This is a genomic window from Vibrio profundi, assembly GCF_005281835.1.
Lineage (GTDB): Bacteria > Pseudomonadota > Gammaproteobacteria > Enterobacterales > Vibrionaceae > Vibrio > Vibrio profundi.
This window is the reverse complement of sequence record NZ_RZIS01000003.1, coordinates 171,725-186,502: the sequence shown is the minus strand read 5'-3', so window position 1 is coordinate 186,502 and position 14,778 is coordinate 171,725. Positions and strand designations below refer to the sequence as shown.

Here is a 14,778-nt window from a genome sequence, read left to right as displayed (position 1 = left end):
GTGATTTATATCCGACCTCCCTAGAGCATCAAGCGTGCCAACTTTTAAATCATTGAAAAGATTAAACATTTATAATTAACCATATTTTATATAGGTATATATGACCTATAAAGTGGACGTCATAAAAGTTCAGTTAGGTCATTCCGACACTAACTAATCTTAAGTAATTGTTCATGTTTGATTCATATAGCGCTTGATATAGTGCTGATAAATAGAAAGAGGAAAGAACATGAAAAATATTTTTGTGACTGTATTTGCTTTAATCGCTGGCTTTATGGCTTTGGTAACAAGCCTTGTTTTAGCCATCCCACTTGCCATCGCTGCATTGATCACTGGTAAGCGCATTCAAAACAAAATGAAGCAACAAGGTTACGCAACTAGCTATGCTGGTAGCCAATACTCGAATACGCAATACACGAATAACGCTAATTCAGACGCCATCGAAGGCGAATATGAAGACCTATCCAACAAGAAGTAATGACTGTTTAAACCACAGTACCAAACAACCTACAGATACGAATTAAAGGTATGAAAAAGATAGCCACACTCTCCACTATTTCAGCAGCACTACTTTCCGTAGCGCTGCTCGGTTGCTCTAACGAGCCTGTCGACCCTGCGTTTCAAGCTTCTACACAGCTTCCGCAATATCAACAAGATTCATTCGAGCAATACCAAAAAGAAACCAGAGCGTGGCTGGCTGAAAACCGAGTATTCGTGACAGATAACAAGCAGCAAGAATTGGACGCCAACGCGCCTACTGAATATCGCCCTCTCGAACCTAACGGAAAAGCAGTACTTCTTGTGCATGGTTTAGGTGACTCGCCTTATTCATTTGTCGATATTGCGACGCACTTGCAAGAGCAAGGCTACCTAGTACGTACCGTTTTACTGCCAGGGCATGGAAGTAAGGCTGGCGATCTTATGCTGCCGACTTTAAACGATTGGCAACAAGTGGTAGCCCACCACACTAAACTTCTTCAACAGGATTACGATTCTGTATGGCTTGGCGGCTATTCGACAGGTGCGAACTTAGTCACCTCACAAGCCATTCATGATCCTAGTATTTCGGGGTTGATGCTGTTTTCTCCTGCGTTTCAACCAAACTCACCCGCAGTACAGTACGCAAGTCTTGCCAGTAATTTCATTACGTGGGCAGATCAAGATCCTGAAGATAACTACTTGAGGTACAACTCCTTACCGATGAACGGCGCAGCGGTGTATTACCAAACATCAGAAGCAGTAAGAGAAGATTTAGAACAAGCGCAATACAACAAGCCTGTGTTTATCATGATGAGCGAAGGTGACAGCGTTATCGACACTCAATACGTTGCCGACCAATTCTCGGCCGTACTTTCCAACCCAAATAACGCTTTGATTTGGCAGGGAGAAACGTCATTGGCAGATCCCCGTAGTCAGACATTTTCAATGCAGCTTGATCAGCAACGTATTTCTAACGGCTCACATATGGGGCTATTGTTCTCGCCAGACAATCCTAATTATGGCGTTAACGGCTCAGAGCGCATTTGTAATAACGGTCAAGAGACCGAAGCTGAAGCGAAATGTAGTGCGGGGGAAGAGATCTGGTACTCGGCATATGGCCATCAAGAAGCAGGAAAGATTCACGCTCGCTTAACTTACAACCCTTACTTTGCACAAAGCATGCAAATGTTAGATAAAGTAATGAGTTCCGACGCCGCGAAAATCGCCACTAATTAATGAGAGCGTCGGTGTTAGAACTTATAACGTGAAAACTGACACACACGAAAAAGCGCGCTCAGTGATATTCACACTGAGCGCGCTTTTTGCGTTCTGACTTAGATATCTAGCTTACCCCTAATTGAAGCACTCAATAAGTTACACCGTCACCACAACACGTATCGCTAGTAAGATAAGGACTAAACCTGAAAGCCTATCGATAAGCTGCGCTTTTGAACGGATTCTCTCAACAACCAGTGGGCTCGACAAAATCAAGGTGATGAAGGTGTACCACAAGCCATCGACCACCAAAGGCGTTGCCACTATGATAATTTGATTACTTAACTCATTACCTAGCGCCACAAATTGGCTAAACAAAGCGATGAAGAATAATGCGATCTTTGGGCTTAGTAACGAGAGCAGAAATGCTTCACGTGCCGACTGGGCATAACTCATGCGCTCACCAGACTCTAGTTTAGCTGCTACCCCACCTTTCGAACGTAGCGCATTGTAGCCCAAATAAGCCAAGTAACCTGCACCCGCATAGCTAATGCCTTTAAATAGCATTGGAGATTGTTCTAGCACGACCGCTAAACCAATGATCGTCACGAACGCATATAGCCCAATACCCGCGGCATGTGCCCAAGCTGCAATCAGGCCATTCACTCGCCCACCCGCTAAACTGTGCTTCGCAATCATGGCTAAACTTGGGCCTGGAGACATCGCTCCTAATAAACAAATTGCCAATAACGACAACCAAACTGTAAACGTCATTTTGAATCCTTTTTCAACTTAAGAAGCGCCTTCCTGTTATTCGGCATCTCTTTAACTACTTGATGAAGCGACAGTAACAAGTCCATATCATAAGTTGAAATCAAAGATTATCATCTTGGATATGATTTAAAATCATACCTATTGAGTACGATGAATCTTTCATGGTCTTGGAAACCAACTCTCTCACCCAACGATGGGCGGAATCATTATCGTACTTAGGGTGCCACATTAACCAATAGAGATGACTTTGCGTATCAAATGGTAAATGGCGATATTCGAGTTCAACGTGGTGCGCTAAATTTATCGCAATATGTTCTGGCACAATCATTAAATGGTCGTTACGGGACAACGCATTACAAGCAGCGGAAAAGAAAGGCACTTTTAACGCTATTCTGCGTTGATAACCTAGCGCTTTTAGCGCGATATCGGCATGGGAGTCTTTGTCTCCACCACCTGTAACTTTGATGTGAGCATAAGCCACCAGCTCATCGACACTGATCTCTTGCTTCGAAGAGAGCGGATGGCTCTTGCGCATTACGCAGACCGATTTGTCCTCCCCTAATTTGATACTCGATACTTGCTCGGGCTTGGTTGGCAGCATGGTCGATGCCAAGTGAATACCGGTATCGTTCATCTCGTCTAGAAAACTTGGCTGCCAAAGACGATAAGCCAAATCCAATTCAGGGGCCTGTGCTGCGATATTGGCCGCGATATCAGGCAAAATATACTGAGCAACGTAATCACTAGATGCCAGAATTAACTCACCTTTCCAATCACTCGGCTCGAACGGTTTATCATCGAGAAAATGATCAAACTCCCCCAGCAAGTCGTCCAATTTCGTTTTTAACAGCAGAGCTCTAGGCGTTGGAATTAAACGATTCCCGTCTCTCACTAACAAAGGATCGCTACATAATTCGCGTAACTGAGCCAACTGACGACTCACTGCCGATTGCGTGATGTGCAAGCGCTGAGCGGCCTTGCTCACGTGGCACTCTTCAAGCAAAACGTGCAATGAACGCAGCAAGTTTAGGTTTATGTTATTCAGCATAGCTAACCCAAGTTTTACGCCACTCTGGGGCCTCAAAGCTTTCCGGCCAATACTCATGTTGCTTGGCTATCAGTTGGCCCTCTACCGTGTGAAAAGTAACAACGGTATCAACACGTTCACCATCAGAAACGGTCACATCCGTCACGACTTGATTACCCTCAGCAACCACTCGATTCACGTCAAATGTCCACTTTCCTTTAGCTGGATATTCAGAGTTAACGTGTCCAAAGTTTTCACGACCAACAATTAGCTCTTTAGACTGAGGCCAATAGACTTCACATTCTGAAGTGAGCCACTCGGCGGCCTTATAAAAATCATTACTTTGCATTGCCTGCCAATAAGCCAACACCACCTCTTTTGCTGTCATATTATTTCGCTCGTGTTGTATTAAAGAATTCAGTTAAAACGGTGTGGGTCATTAAATGGCGTAAATCAGGGTAGGCTTGAAGCTCATCTCTAATCTGATTCAACCGAGCCATGCTTGGAGCTTCAACGTAAAGCATCATGTCAGTTTCACCGCTAATCGCGTGACACCATTTCACGCCGTCAATCTTATAGATTTGACTCGCATAGCATTCGCAGTTGTGTGTTGAACTAGACATATCAAATTTGAGAGCAAGATAGGCGCACACGTTGCTTTCTTCTTCATTCGCCGCTATTTGAGTGTGGTATCCAAGGATAACTTTATCGGTTTCCAACTTTTTGATTCGTGCCGTTACAGCAGAGCGCGAGAGGTTAACATCCCTAGCAATATCACTCACCGAGCAGCGAGCGTTGGTTTTCAATATATCCAATATTTGTTCGTCAAATTTATCCATCAACTGTAACCACTTCCAATACTGTGTCTTATTCTTCTCAATCGCAATTTGACATATTTATTCTTAGTATTAAACCGTTTATCTCATTGCTTAGCGTGTTTCTATGCCCTAAATACAGTGCGAAGCCGTCATATTCACTCAGAAAATGTGTTATTCCGTCAAAATGACGCTCACTTAAGACATATTGCTTACTGTAATCATACAAACAACGCGTTATTCTCGTAAATCATCAAAGAATAATAAAACCATGCTAGGGAGAGCGTATGGCGCAATTGAAGCAAGAAATCACATTACTGTCGGGCATTGGTCAGCTTTCCACTACGTTGTTAGGCACAGGATTATTCATGATCCCAGCCATAGCCGCCGGTATTGCCGGGCAATTTTCGCTATGGGCATGGCTCATATTATTTGTCGCAATTTGTCCAATAGCTTTGACCTTTGCTTCATTGGGCAAGCGCTACCCAAATGCAGGCGGAACGGCTTACTTTGTTCGTAAGGCATTCGGCGAAAGACTTGAAACCAGCGTCGCGTGGCTGTTTGTCAGTGTGATTCCAGTCGGCGTGCCAGCGGCCGTCGCGCTCGCCGGAGGTTTTGCTCAGCAGCTATTACCTCAAGGGCTTAACTCTCCTCTTGCCGCGCAATTATTTACGGTATTCCTATTAGTTGCGGTCAACTTAATGGGGAGTAAATCTTCAGGGCGACTGCAAAGTGTCATCGCACTTTCGATTTTCGCACTTATCGGCGCATTTCTTTGGAAAGCCGAAATAGGTACACCAGACCTTGCCATGCCCGCTCTCACTACAGATTCCCTTTGGTCGATAGGCCTAGCGCTTGGAGTTATGTTTTGGTGTTTCGTCGGAATTGAAGCTTTCGCTCATATGGGAGAAGAGTTTAAAAATCCACAGCGCGATTTCCCCATCGCCATTATCGCGGGCTGTTTTGTAGCTGGCGCGACCTATTGGGCTTGCTCAGTGGTCATCCTCAAGATGCAGGCTTACGGTTCAGCTCAATTCGATTCAGCCTCTATTCCGTGGATCGCAGAGCAACTGTTTGGCAGCAGCTTTAAAGTGATTATTAGTGTGCTTGGTTTCTTTGCCTGCTTTGCCAGCTTAAACTTATATACACAAAGCCTTTCTAGAATGGTTTGGGCGCAAGCACGCCAACACCGACCAAGCAGCTTCATGGCTAAACTATCGTCACAAGGGGTGCCTCACTATGCGACGCTAGCGGTTGGCGGAGTGGTATTAGTTTCGTGCGCCCTCGGTGAGTTTTCGGGGTTGGATTTAGAGTTTTTCCTTAAACTTGCGAATGGTATTTTTGTCCTAGTGTATTTGCTTGCGATGCTAGCCGCCTACAAACTGCTGTCAGGGTTTGCAAAAGGCTTATCAGCTGTAGCGCTCGTTCTCTGTACACTGGTATTCATGTGTTTGGGTTGGTCGATGATTTACGCCGTCTCTATTTTCATTCTACTTTGCCTACCTTGGAATAGCTGGTTCAAAAAGCACAAGAAAGCCCCTTTATCTAAAGAGCTTTAGCGAGAAACAGTAAGTAGTTAGTAATAAGCTATCGTTAGCACGATAAACGCGGGTTATCCCTTCATAATCTTTAGTTTTGTAAGTAGTCATAATTCGTCCTCAATGTGTAAACACATTTCGGACGAGATAACGATACAAAAAGAGCCCAAAGTATCCTTACTTTAGGCTCTTTTCTTTACAAATCTGAATAAGAGAGTTGTGACTCTTTTATGTGCAAAAGCGTTTGAGGGGGCAAAGATTTCCACCCGGCTTTGGTTTCTAACGGTTCCGACGCTAACGCAATATCCGTCCCTTTGACCTGACAAAAGACCGTTGGCGGTGCATCATCGGTACTAAATCTCACTACCCAGAACTGCTCACCATCAGAAATGCAGATAGACGCTTTGAAAGGCTCTTGCACTCCTTTATCAACCAGCAAACTGGATATTTCTTTCAATGTCGTTCGAATTGCTTGTTCCGGCTCTGTTTCCAAACCGTTCTTCAACATTAGCAAGAAGATCAACTCACTATCGGTAGAGCCACGTTTTTCAAGATATAAAGCTTCTGGTAATCGGCGCTCTAATTCAAACTTAATCTTATCGAATTCACCGATTTGCCCATTATGCAAAAACATCCAATTACTGATGATAAACGGGTGACAGTTAGATCGTGAAACCTGAGTGCCTGTCGACGACCGGACATGAGCCATAAACCTGTGAGATTGAATATGATGAGTGAGAGAACGCAGATTCTCATCTCCCCATGCGGGCAATACTTCATGGAACTGGCCTGGCGTAGAGCGCTCTGTATACCAACCTAAGCCAAACCCATCGGCGTTGACTCGTGTAACGGCTTTTCTTGCTTCCAAACTTTGATGTACTAGTGAATGTTCAGGTTCATACACCAGTTGATCCATATAAATTGGATCCCCTTGATACGCTAGCCAGCGGCACATACACCCTCCTGATGATTTAAACGACTCACCTTACTAAATCATGATTAAAAAACACTCGCAAGCTTATTTATTAAGCTATCAATATCATTTAAGCCGACATTACCAAAACCTAACACCGCACCTTGCCACTCACGCTCACTACCCAAACCACTTTCATAGAAATGAAACGGCCGAACAATGATGCCCGCCTCTTTGGCTCGTTCGCACCACTCATCCTCACTTGGGCCAATCACCCATTTCAACGTGACATGCAAGCCCGCGGCTTGTGAAATAACCTGCACCCTATCACCAAACTCTGCCGAAATAGCGTGAGTCATTGCCAAGTGCTTTTCTTTGTATACCCTGCGCATCTTTCGTATGTGGCGAAGTAAATCACCCTCTACAATGAAATCGGCCAATGCAGCTTGAGTATGAGACGGCGAATCACCACTAAGCGCATCTTTTATCGCTATACATCGCTCCACCAACTGTTCCGGTAACACTAAGTAGCCTAACCTCAAGCCGTTAAACATCACTTTACTAAACGAACCTACATAAAGTACTCGGTCGTCTTGGCCCACCTTCCCCGCTAACCCTTGCATACTGGTGTATGGGCGGTGCGCGAACTGAAATTCACTATCGTAATCGTCTTCAATAATCCATCGCTGCTTGGAATGGGCCCAGTCAATTAACTTTAATCTCTGTTCGGTGGTGAGTGTTGTTCCCATCGGATATTGGTTACTAGGCGTTAAATAGACCGCTTTAGCGTTACTACTCAGTATGTCATCTATTCGCGGCCCTACCCCCTCATGAATAGGTAAAGGTTTAAGGTTGAGAGTCAGTAAATCAATCGACTTACGCATCTGCGAGTAACCAGGGTCTTCCATCAAGATGTCGTCTTGTGCCTGAAGCGTCGCCATTAATGCTATTGTCAGCGCTTGTTGAGCCCCCGAAGTGATAACAATTCGATCAGGATTGCACTGCACCGAGCGGCAGCTAGACAAATAGTCACTAAGCGCGGCTCTCAAATTCATGTCACCTTGTATACTGCGGCTCCCAGCCAATGAGATGCGGTTGCTATGACGTTGCAAAAACCTCTGCCAGGTCGAAAATGGAAATAGTGACAAGTCGGGAACTCCCGGCGCAAAGGCTTTGTTCAAGCACTCTTCATTGATGGCAACGGATGCTGGTTTGGCAACAGTTTCACTGCTAGTTAAGTAATGTTCCGGCAGCTCCAAACACACAAAAAAGCCCGAACCTTTCACACTATTGATATAACCTTCAGAAACCAATTGTTCGTAGGCAAGAATGATCGTGTTTCGGCTTAAGCCTAATTCCATGGCCAGCTTTCGCGTTGAAGGAAGCTTTCCCTCTTTCGGCCACAAGCCTGCAATTATTTTCTCTCTAATCCCATGAAATAGTGCACTTTGTCGGCTTGGCTTAGTGTCATCTAATACCAAATCACCTACATCTATCGGCTGCAAACTGGATCCATCCACTTGTTAGAACTGGTTCTAGATAACATACCAGTTGCTTCGTATATTGGCGACATAGCGCAAGGAAAGAGGAAGCAATATGTTATCAAGTACGCAAAGAACACAAATAAAGAAGAACAGCAGAAAAGCGGTATTCGAAACCGAGAAGCTACACCAAATCATCGACGAGAGCTTGATTGCCCATGTTGCCATTAACGAGGAATCAGGCCCTGTGGTAATACCTATGTTGGCATGGCGTGTTGAAGATCATGTTTATATTCATGGAGCACGGAATAGCCGATTGCTACGTAGCTTAAAAAATGGAGCGAAAACCTGTTTAACCTTCACTTTGTTCGATGGCTGGGTGCTCGCAAGATCGGCATTCCACCATAGCGCACATTATCGTTCGGCAGTGGTATTTGGCTCCTTTGAGGTCATCGAAGACAACGCTGAAAAAGACCGACTCTTAAATATCTTCATTGAACAAATCGCACCAGGGCGAACGGGTGAAGTAAGACTTAGCAATGAAAAAGAATTAACAGCAACAGAGCTGCTGGCTATTCCATTGAATGAAGCGTCCGTCAAGATTGGTAAGCATGGCGTAAATGACGATCAAGCCGATCTCGACATTCCAGTATGGGCGGGGGTTCTTCCCTATCGAACGGTTGTAGGGCCACTCGAAGCGACGCCCGATCTATCCGATACACTGAACGAGCCTGATTATCAGCAAGCTTATGGTGAACGCTGGTATCAAAATTAACATTTAGCTATTTTCAAACCCATCAAGTTGTATACAATCTAGATAACAATAAACACGGATTGATACATGAAATGATGTTAGGAAAACGCACCTTACAAGTTTATGGCTTGCTCAATGGTATCGGGCAAGTCTACTTTTCGCCTTCATTACTCACTGCGTTTTTCATTTTGTGCGCTATTGCCGTTGAATCAATTACATTGCTTTTCCTGACGGTAAGCGGTGCTATCACCAGCCATTTTATTGCTCAGTTAACGCATAAACCTAAAACAGATATCGACCAAGGTTTATATGCACTGAACGGTGCACTTATCGCGCTTTTCATCGGAAATTTCTACGAACTTAACTTCTGGCTGTGGTTAGTTACTGTTGGAGGCGCCGCGCTTACGGTGCCCATCGCAAAATTCGTGTTTAGCTTTAAAAGATATAAAAGCTATACCAGTGCCTTTATCGCAACTACATGGTTGATCTTCACCTTGCTTTCTATGCTTAATATGGACATCAGTCCCGTTTCAACCGAGCAGCATTTGTGGTTTCACATTCCAAACGAGCTTGCCATTCTTTTAAAAGGCATCAGTCAGGTGGCGTTCATTAATAATGAACTCTCTGGTCTACTTATTCTCGCGGCACTGGTCATGCACAAGCCAATACATGCGCTTTGGGTTATTGGGGCATTACTCGTGACAACCGGAGTGAATTCATACTTGGGCGTGGATCAGGCGTTAGTCGACCGAGGCTTATATGGATACAACGTGGTATTGGTTACGCTTGCCTTACTGCACTATAAAAATGTGCATTGGGGCTTAGTGATATTAGGTGGGATAACAAGCTGCGTGATTACTTATGTATTTCATGGGCTGCAACTACTTCCACTTACAGCCCCATTTATTTTGAGCGCTTGGCTAATGGTTTATTTTTCTGGTGCGCTCGGTAAATACTGTTCCATTAATGTACATGGGTCCGAATCCAAATAGCCTTGATTGCCATGAACTCTCATCAACTCAGCCGCCAGTGCAGCCATTGGTGTAGAGGCTTGCTCTTCAAATGCTAACTGCTTAGCCATGTCTAAATCTTTAAGAAGAGTTTTGACATGCCATTTTACAGGTTCGTAATCTCGTTCTGCCATTCTTGGGCCCGTAATTTGTAAAGGGAGCGAATCGGCAAAACCACCGCTTAGCGCTTGAGCGATATTGGTAGAATCAACTCCCGCTTTTTCTGCAAGAGCAAACACTTCGGCCATCACCAAAACATTACAGCTTACCAGCATTTGATTACCAATTTTGGTCACTTGCCCTGCACCAGCGTTACCCATTCTGGTGACGTTTTCACCCAAGACGAAATAAATGGGTTTTAGCTTCTCGATGGTGGATTCACTGCCACCACACATTATCGCTAGTGAGCCATTTTCAGCCCCCGCGACACCACCTGAAACCGGGTTATCGATCCACTCAATGTCATGTTCTTTATATAGCGTTTCAGCCAATGCTGTGGTTGCTGTTGGTGAAATACTAGAGAAATCCATAATGATTTTTACTTTAGCATTAGGACAATTTGTTAATGCTGAAATTATTCCATTGTCACCATGGACTATGGCTTCAACCGCGTTGGTATCTGAAACGCAAAGCATCAGAATATCTGAAGAGCAAACCAATTCCTCTAAGTCTGGTTTAAGGTTTGCACCTTTGCTGACAACGAACGATGCCTTACTGGGCGTTCTTGCCCAAACATTAACGTCGTAACCTGCATCCAGCAGCCTTGCAACCATAGGGTTGCCCATTAGCCCTAGTCCAATAAAACCGATTGTTTCGTTCATGCGTTACTCCTTACCATTAAGCGTTTATCAGCTTTGAATTACGGTCAACCACATCACAACGGATCACAGATTGATCCACGACTAGCCCCGCAAGTTGCTGCCTGCTCGCTAGATAATGATCAGTCAGTTTATGCTCTGCCAACGCTGCTTCGTCACTATAAATTTCGTAAAGATAAAATACATGATCATCTTCTTGCGCTTCTAAAACATCAAAAACATAACAGCCTCTCTCATTTGATACAGACGCTAACGCATTCTCTTTCATGACAGCCAAATATTGTTCTCGACTTCCTTGTTTAACGACATTCTTCACGATGATAGAAAACATAACTTTCCCTGTTTTTTGTTGTTGATAGCAATTTGATGTAGATAACACCTAGAACACCATGAATTCGTATTTAACGCAAGAATTGTATACAATAAGTTGACACATATAGTACAAAAGGAATTTGTAATGGCTGAGAAACCAAAACCCTTTAATGGCCTTAGACACTTGGCGTTAGTGGTACATGAATTTGAAGAATGTCTGCAGTTCTACACAGAAGTCATGGGGATGAGTGTACTAAGGCGCGCAAGTGACAACTTAGTTTATCTAACTTGCGGTAATGACAATCTATCGCTCGGTAGAGCCAGAAGCAGTATAGATGTCCCAGCGCAAACCTTAGATCATTTCGGGTTTGTGGTTGATAGCAAAGAAGAGTTGCAGCAATGGTTCGAGTACATGCAATCCATTAATGTCCCGCTACTCGATACACCTCATGATCATAGTGACGGCGCACGCAGCTTCCATTGCCAAGATCCAGCAGGAAACGTGGTGCAACCCTTATTCCACCCTGCGATTTCTGGGCAAGTGATCCGCTAGCCCAGAAGCGAAATAGGCATGCTTAGCGCCTCTACCCGTTTAGCCTGAACCTTTCTAAATATTGTTTAGGCGTTAAACCACGGTGCTTCTTGAACATACGATTAAAGCTCGCGCTATTGGTGTAACCCAATCGCTTTGATATTTCTTCAAGTGGCACCGAATGCTGCATAAGATCGACAGCCGAGTTGCTCAGCACATAGCCCATCACTGTAGAGAAATTGATTCCAAGTTTTTGTAGCCTTCTTTGAAATTGTTGCTCAGAAAGCCCCAGCAGCTGAGACACTTTGGCTAACGTGGGCAATCCAAAATGACAACTGTAATTCACCATTTCATAAATCACTTTATATTCATCACTGGGATCCGGCATATTAAGGAAATCATCCAAGTCACTGAAACTCATCGCCAATTGTTTGCGCGAGTTATTAGAATGTTGATTAATCGCTAAACGTAAATCGGCTTTTAGCCAAACTTCAGTCCGGGAGTGATTCCACTCTACCTCACAATCGAAATGCTGTTCATAAATGGCGGTGTTTTCTCGTTTACCAGAGAGCATCACACGAGTTGGAGAATAGTCATCCCCCAAATAACGACGTAAGATTTTAGTCATTAACACCGCTACTCGCACGCTGTCATGCACCTTAACGTCAGCGTCCACCATTGGGTTATGGTACGTCCACTTTATCAATGGCCCAACTTGCGCTCCCGCTAGGTAAGCACCAGACTGCAAACAATGAAGCCCCATGTTGATTCGACGTATCGTGGACGCGAGATCGTGACCAGAAAAGAACCAATGGCTAATTGAGCCAATCCTATCTAAATCAACTTTCATTGCCATTTTTAGCATGACGTCCGGATCTTTAGTTGCCTCTTCCAAGCTGGTTAACCATCGACACATTTCTTTCGTCGGAATCAACGTCATCGGGTTACTGAAAACTGAGGCAGGCAATGCAAGCTGCTCGTTATTAATCCCGTAATGCGCACGACTTAACTGATAAACCCCGACCAATCCTAACGCTCGAATAAAGTTAACGTTTTTACTCATAGTTCCCTCCGACCAATGCAATACACAGATTACATCAAAAATGCTTATCTATAGAGATAATCTGTAAAAATAAAATCATTGATTTGTAACTTCGTCAGAATGCGAACCATTGCAAAGAACAGGATAAATTAATGAGTTTACTTAGTGTTCCATTCGTAGGCACCGGTGCCGATACCGCATTGCACGTTGTGGCAGGAATTGTCTTAATCGCGACTATCGCGGCGGCTGGCTACGGCTTTTGGCGCTTACATGAATTACCTATCAATAAAGCGCACAGTAAAGATCATCATCAAATCGGATTGATTACCGCCCTCACCTGGATAGGTTTTATTTGGCATTGGGTTTGGGTACTCGCGGTAATCCTAGCATTCGTTGATATGGAAAAAGCAATCATTAACCTGCGCGATACATGGAAGTCCCCTTCATCACCAAAAGAACAAACTGAGGAGGAGCCATCATGTTAGAGGGTCTAGCGGTATGGGCGTTATTCATTTACTTATTGCGTATGGTGGGTATGCCTTGGAACAAAGCGACGAAGAGCTTTGCTTACCTTGGCGGTACGTCATGGCTTCTATTTGTATGGGTTGGCTTAATTAACTATACACCGATGGATCTATCGGGTGGCTCGGTGGTGCAATCTCCGCATATCCAACTAAGGCCAGACTCTACAGCAGTAACTGGTAAGGTGGATAAAATACATATTTCTCCGAACCAGTCTGTGTCGAAAGGCGAACTTATCTATGAGATAGACGAAACCAAATACTTAAACGCGGTAGAGCAACAGCAAGTGAAACTCAGATCGGCACTTGCTGCGCTAAACACCGCAGAGCAGGAGGTTGAGATCGCAAAGGTTAGCTTCCAATCCAGTACAGAAGATATCAAAGCGGCAGAAGGTAAGCTCAAGGCGGCTGAGACCAATTTAGCTCTGCAGCAAAGAACGTTAGAGCGTTACGTCGAACAAAACAAAGTGGTGAAAAACACCATTACTGAAAGCGACATAGACAAACAGACGACCAATGTAGAGCTGACCGTTCACAAAGTCGAAACCTTAAGGTCTGAGCTCAGTAAAAAGAAAGTTGATTCCCAAAACGCTGAATTAAATATCAGCAAAGCACTGACCAATGTCACCACTAAGCAAAGCGATGTGGATTCCGCCAAAGCATCACTTGCTCAAGCAGAATGGGATTTGGAAAGCACCAATGTTCGTGCACCTGCCGATGGTTTTGTAACTAACTTTATTCTGCGCGAAGGGCAACGCATTTCGATGATGCCTAGGTTGCAGATGTATACAGACGAAAAATACGTGCTAATGCGAGTGAATCACCAAGCAATGAGAAATGTAAAGGTAGGACAAGCCGCTGAATTTGCCTCCGCGGTTTACCCTGGGCATATATTCTCTGCAACGGTAGAAGGCGTAGTTGAGGCGACAGGTGAAGCACAAGGATCATTACTGGGTTGGGACGACCCTGTGCGAGTCACTACTGGCAAAAACCTCCAGAACAAACATCACTTCGTCCGTTTAAAGATTAACGAAACGGAAGGCTACGACATCCCTGTTGGCTCAGTTGGTCTAGCGTGGGTGAGTGCAGAAAAGCCTATCAGCTTCATGTCATTCTTGGATGTGATTCGTGGAATCATTATTCGAATGAAGTCTCAGCTGTACTACTTCTATTCCATCTAACCTGACCAAGAGCCTAAGATCAAAAGCTTGGGCTCTTACTCTCAACAACCTCAAATGCATCAGAGTGCACATCAATATACTTTTGCAAACTGCAATTGCAAATTGCAAAGAAAAACCTCATTTACGTATAAATACGCATCGAATTGCTGTGAATATCAGCATTTATCTTGATTTAAAAGTTGGCACGCATGCTGCATTATATTAATTGACCCTTCTTAAGCCGAGGGTCACCTAGCCAACTGACGTTGTTAGTGAATAATTTTTTGTTCACACTATATATAAGCCAATTGCGGTTATTGCAATTGGCTCTTTTTTTATTTGTCGCTCCCCCCAAGACTGATGTGAGTCAGCTCCCGTTTAATTGC

Annotated in this window: 17 protein-coding genes; 8 read left to right on the top strand and 9 right to left on the bottom strand. The window is 44.3% G+C overall.

Annotated elements, in window-relative coordinates:
- Positions 1-229 precede the first annotated feature (229 nt).
- A complete protein-coding gene (locus tag ELZ11_RS09615; RefSeq protein WP_137357191.1) occupies positions 230-478 on the top strand; it encodes a hypothetical protein in 249 nt (82 codons plus the stop codon).
- Positions 479-528: 50 nt separating this feature from the next.
- Positions 529-1,716 (top strand): alpha/beta hydrolase, encoded by a 1,188-nt coding sequence (locus ELZ11_RS09610; protein ID WP_137357190.1) that lies wholly within the window; start codon positions 529-531, stop codon positions 1,714-1,716.
- A gap of 138 nt (positions 1,717-1,854) precedes the next feature.
- Here the strand turns inward: ELZ11_RS09610 and ELZ11_RS09605 are convergent, their stop codons facing one another.
- From ELZ11_RS09605 to ELZ11_RS09590, 4 genes are all read right to left on the bottom strand, one after another.
- The gene (locus ELZ11_RS09605) at positions 1,855-2,469 is read right to left on the bottom strand and encodes a LysE family translocator (RefSeq protein ID WP_137357189.1); all 615 of its coding nucleotides are present in this window, start codon (positions 2,467-2,469) and stop codon (positions 1,855-1,857) included.
- A gap of 100 nt (positions 2,470-2,569) precedes the next feature.
- The gene (locus tag ELZ11_RS09600; protein ID WP_137357188.1) at positions 2,570-3,517 is read right to left on the bottom strand and encodes a LysR family transcriptional regulator; all 948 of its coding nucleotides are present in this window, start codon (positions 3,515-3,517) and stop codon (positions 2,570-2,572) included.
- The gene (locus tag ELZ11_RS09595) at positions 3,507-3,884 is read right to left on the bottom strand and encodes a nuclear transport factor 2 family protein (protein WP_137357187.1); all 378 of its coding nucleotides are present in this window, start codon (positions 3,882-3,884) and stop codon (positions 3,507-3,509) included. The genes ELZ11_RS09600 and ELZ11_RS09595 overlap by 11 nt, the downstream gene beginning before the upstream one ends.
- 1 nt (position 3,885) lies before the next feature.
- Complete coding sequence (locus ELZ11_RS09590; RefSeq protein WP_137357186.1) at positions 3,886-4,335, bottom strand: Lrp/AsnC family transcriptional regulator; 450 nt, start codon at positions 4,333-4,335, stop codon at positions 3,886-3,888.
- A gap of 263 nt (positions 4,336-4,598) precedes the next feature.
- Between ELZ11_RS09590 and yjeH the strand changes: the two genes are divergently transcribed.
- Positions 4,599-5,870 (top strand): L-methionine/branched-chain amino acid transporter, encoded by a 1,272-nt coding sequence (gene yjeH / locus ELZ11_RS09585; protein WP_137357185.1) that lies wholly within the window; start codon positions 4,599-4,601, stop codon positions 5,868-5,870.
- 175 nt (positions 5,871-6,045) lie between these two features.
- On the opposite strand, the gene ELZ11_RS09580 is transcribed toward yjeH, so the two are convergent.
- Together ELZ11_RS09580 and pdxR are read right to left on the bottom strand one after the other, a co-directional pair.
- Positions 6,046-6,804, bottom strand: a complete 759-nt coding sequence (locus tag ELZ11_RS09580; RefSeq protein ID WP_137357184.1) for a class II glutamine amidotransferase — start codon at positions 6,802-6,804, stop codon at positions 6,046-6,048.
- 44 nt (positions 6,805-6,848) lie between these two features.
- The gene (pdxR, locus tag ELZ11_RS09575; RefSeq protein WP_137357183.1) at positions 6,849-8,267 is read right to left on the bottom strand and encodes a MocR-like pyridoxine biosynthesis transcription factor PdxR; all 1,419 of its coding nucleotides are present in this window, start codon (positions 8,265-8,267) and stop codon (positions 6,849-6,851) included.
- Between the two features lie 91 nt (positions 8,268-8,358).
- On the opposite strand from pdxR, the gene ELZ11_RS09570 reads away from it, so the two are divergent.
- Together ELZ11_RS09570 and ELZ11_RS09565 are read left to right on the top strand one after the other, a co-directional pair.
- Positions 8,359-9,018, top strand: coding sequence for a pyridoxamine 5'-phosphate oxidase family protein (locus tag ELZ11_RS09570; RefSeq protein ID WP_137357182.1), 660 nt, complete (start codon positions 8,359-8,361; stop codon positions 9,016-9,018).
- A gap of 71 nt (positions 9,019-9,089) precedes the next feature.
- Positions 9,090-9,989, top strand: a complete 900-nt coding sequence (locus tag ELZ11_RS09565; protein WP_137357181.1) for an urea transporter — start codon at positions 9,090-9,092, stop codon at positions 9,987-9,989.
- On the opposite strand, the gene ELZ11_RS09560 is transcribed toward ELZ11_RS09565, so the two are convergent.
- Positions 9,926-10,828 (bottom strand): NAD(P)-dependent oxidoreductase, encoded by a 903-nt coding sequence (locus tag ELZ11_RS09560; RefSeq protein ID WP_137357180.1) that lies wholly within the window; start codon positions 10,826-10,828, stop codon positions 9,926-9,928. The genes ELZ11_RS09565 and ELZ11_RS09560 overlap by 64 nt on opposite strands.
- A gap of 16 nt (positions 10,829-10,844) precedes the next feature.
- Positions 10,845-11,156: a putative quinol monooxygenase gene (locus tag ELZ11_RS09555; protein WP_137357179.1), complete on the bottom strand. Its 312-nt coding sequence runs from the start codon at positions 11,154-11,156 to the stop codon at positions 10,845-10,847.
- A 126-nt stretch (positions 11,157-11,282) separates the two neighbouring features.
- Between ELZ11_RS09555 and ELZ11_RS09550 the strand changes: the two genes are divergently transcribed.
- The gene (locus ELZ11_RS09550; RefSeq protein ID WP_137357178.1) at positions 11,283-11,690 is read left to right on the top strand and encodes a VOC family protein; all 408 of its coding nucleotides are present in this window, start codon (positions 11,283-11,285) and stop codon (positions 11,688-11,690) included.
- A gap of 31 nt (positions 11,691-11,721) precedes the next feature.
- Here the strand turns inward: ELZ11_RS09550 and ELZ11_RS09545 are convergent, their stop codons facing one another.
- The gene (locus ELZ11_RS09545; protein WP_137357177.1) at positions 11,722-12,732 is read right to left on the bottom strand and encodes an AraC family transcriptional regulator; all 1,011 of its coding nucleotides are present in this window, start codon (positions 12,730-12,732) and stop codon (positions 11,722-11,724) included.
- A gap of 131 nt (positions 12,733-12,863) precedes the next feature.
- Between ELZ11_RS09545 and ELZ11_RS09540 the strand changes: the two genes are divergently transcribed.
- On the top strand, positions 12,864-13,196 hold the full coding sequence (locus tag ELZ11_RS09540; protein ID WP_137357176.1) for an MFS transporter: 333 nt from the start codon (positions 12,864-12,866) through the stop codon (positions 13,194-13,196).
- Positions 13,190-14,413: an HlyD family secretion protein gene (locus ELZ11_RS09535; protein WP_137357175.1), complete on the top strand. Its 1,224-nt coding sequence runs from the start codon at positions 13,190-13,192 to the stop codon at positions 14,411-14,413. Before ELZ11_RS09540 ends, ELZ11_RS09535 begins: the two co-directional genes overlap by 7 nt.
- The last annotated feature ends 365 nt before the right edge of the window (positions 14,414-14,778 follow it).

What these genes read in the sequence shown, in the direction of transcription:
- ELZ11_RS09610 (WP_137357190.1), top strand. Translation starts at nt 529, where the DNA reads ATGAAAAAGATAGCCACACTCTCCACTATTTCAGCAGCACTACTTTCC.
- ELZ11_RS09595 (WP_137357187.1), bottom strand. Translation starts at nt 3,884, where the DNA reads ATGACAGCAAAAGAGGTGGTGTTGGCTTATTGGCAGGCAATGCAAAGT.
- ELZ11_RS09560 (WP_137357180.1), bottom strand. Translation starts at nt 10,828, where the DNA reads ATGAACGAAACAATCGGTTTTATTGGACTAGGGCTAATGGGCAACCCT.
- ELZ11_RS09550 (WP_137357178.1), top strand. Translation starts at nt 11,283, where the DNA reads ATGGCTGAGAAACCAAAACCCTTTAATGGCCTTAGACACTTGGCGTTA.
- ELZ11_RS09545 (WP_137357177.1), bottom strand. Translation starts at nt 12,732, where the DNA reads ATGAGTAAAAACGTTAACTTTATTCGAGCGTTAGGATTGGTCGGGGTT.
- ELZ11_RS09590 (WP_137357186.1), bottom strand. Translation starts at nt 4,335, where the DNA reads ATGGATAAATTTGACGAACAAATATTGGATATATTGAAAACCAACGCT.
- ELZ11_RS09565 (WP_137357181.1), top strand. Translation starts at nt 9,090, where the DNA reads ATGATGTTAGGAAAACGCACCTTACAAGTTTATGGCTTGCTCAATGGT.
- ELZ11_RS09615 (WP_137357191.1), top strand. Translation starts at nt 230, where the DNA reads ATGAAAAATATTTTTGTGACTGTATTTGCTTTAATCGCTGGCTTTATG.
- ELZ11_RS09535 (WP_137357175.1), top strand. Translation starts at nt 13,190, where the DNA reads ATGTTAGAGGGTCTAGCGGTATGGGCGTTATTCATTTACTTATTGCGT.
- ELZ11_RS09570 (WP_137357182.1), top strand. Translation starts at nt 8,359, where the DNA reads ATGTTATCAAGTACGCAAAGAACACAAATAAAGAAGAACAGCAGAAAA.
- ELZ11_RS09555 (WP_137357179.1), bottom strand. Translation starts at nt 11,156, where the DNA reads ATGTTTTCTATCATCGTGAAGAATGTCGTTAAACAAGGAAGTCGAGAA.
- ELZ11_RS09580 (WP_137357184.1), bottom strand. Translation starts at nt 6,804, where the DNA reads ATGTGCCGCTGGCTAGCGTATCAAGGGGATCCAATTTATATGGATCAA.
- ELZ11_RS09540 (WP_137357176.1), top strand. Translation starts at nt 12,864, where the DNA reads ATGAGTTTACTTAGTGTTCCATTCGTAGGCACCGGTGCCGATACCGCA.
- yjeH (WP_137357185.1), top strand. Translation starts at nt 4,599, where the DNA reads ATGGCGCAATTGAAGCAAGAAATCACATTACTGTCGGGCATTGGTCAG.
- ELZ11_RS09600 (WP_137357188.1), bottom strand. Translation starts at nt 3,517, where the DNA reads ATGCTGAATAACATAAACCTAAACTTGCTGCGTTCATTGCACGTTTTG.
- ELZ11_RS09605 (WP_137357189.1), bottom strand. Translation starts at nt 2,469, where the DNA reads ATGACGTTTACAGTTTGGTTGTCGTTATTGGCAATTTGTTTATTAGGA.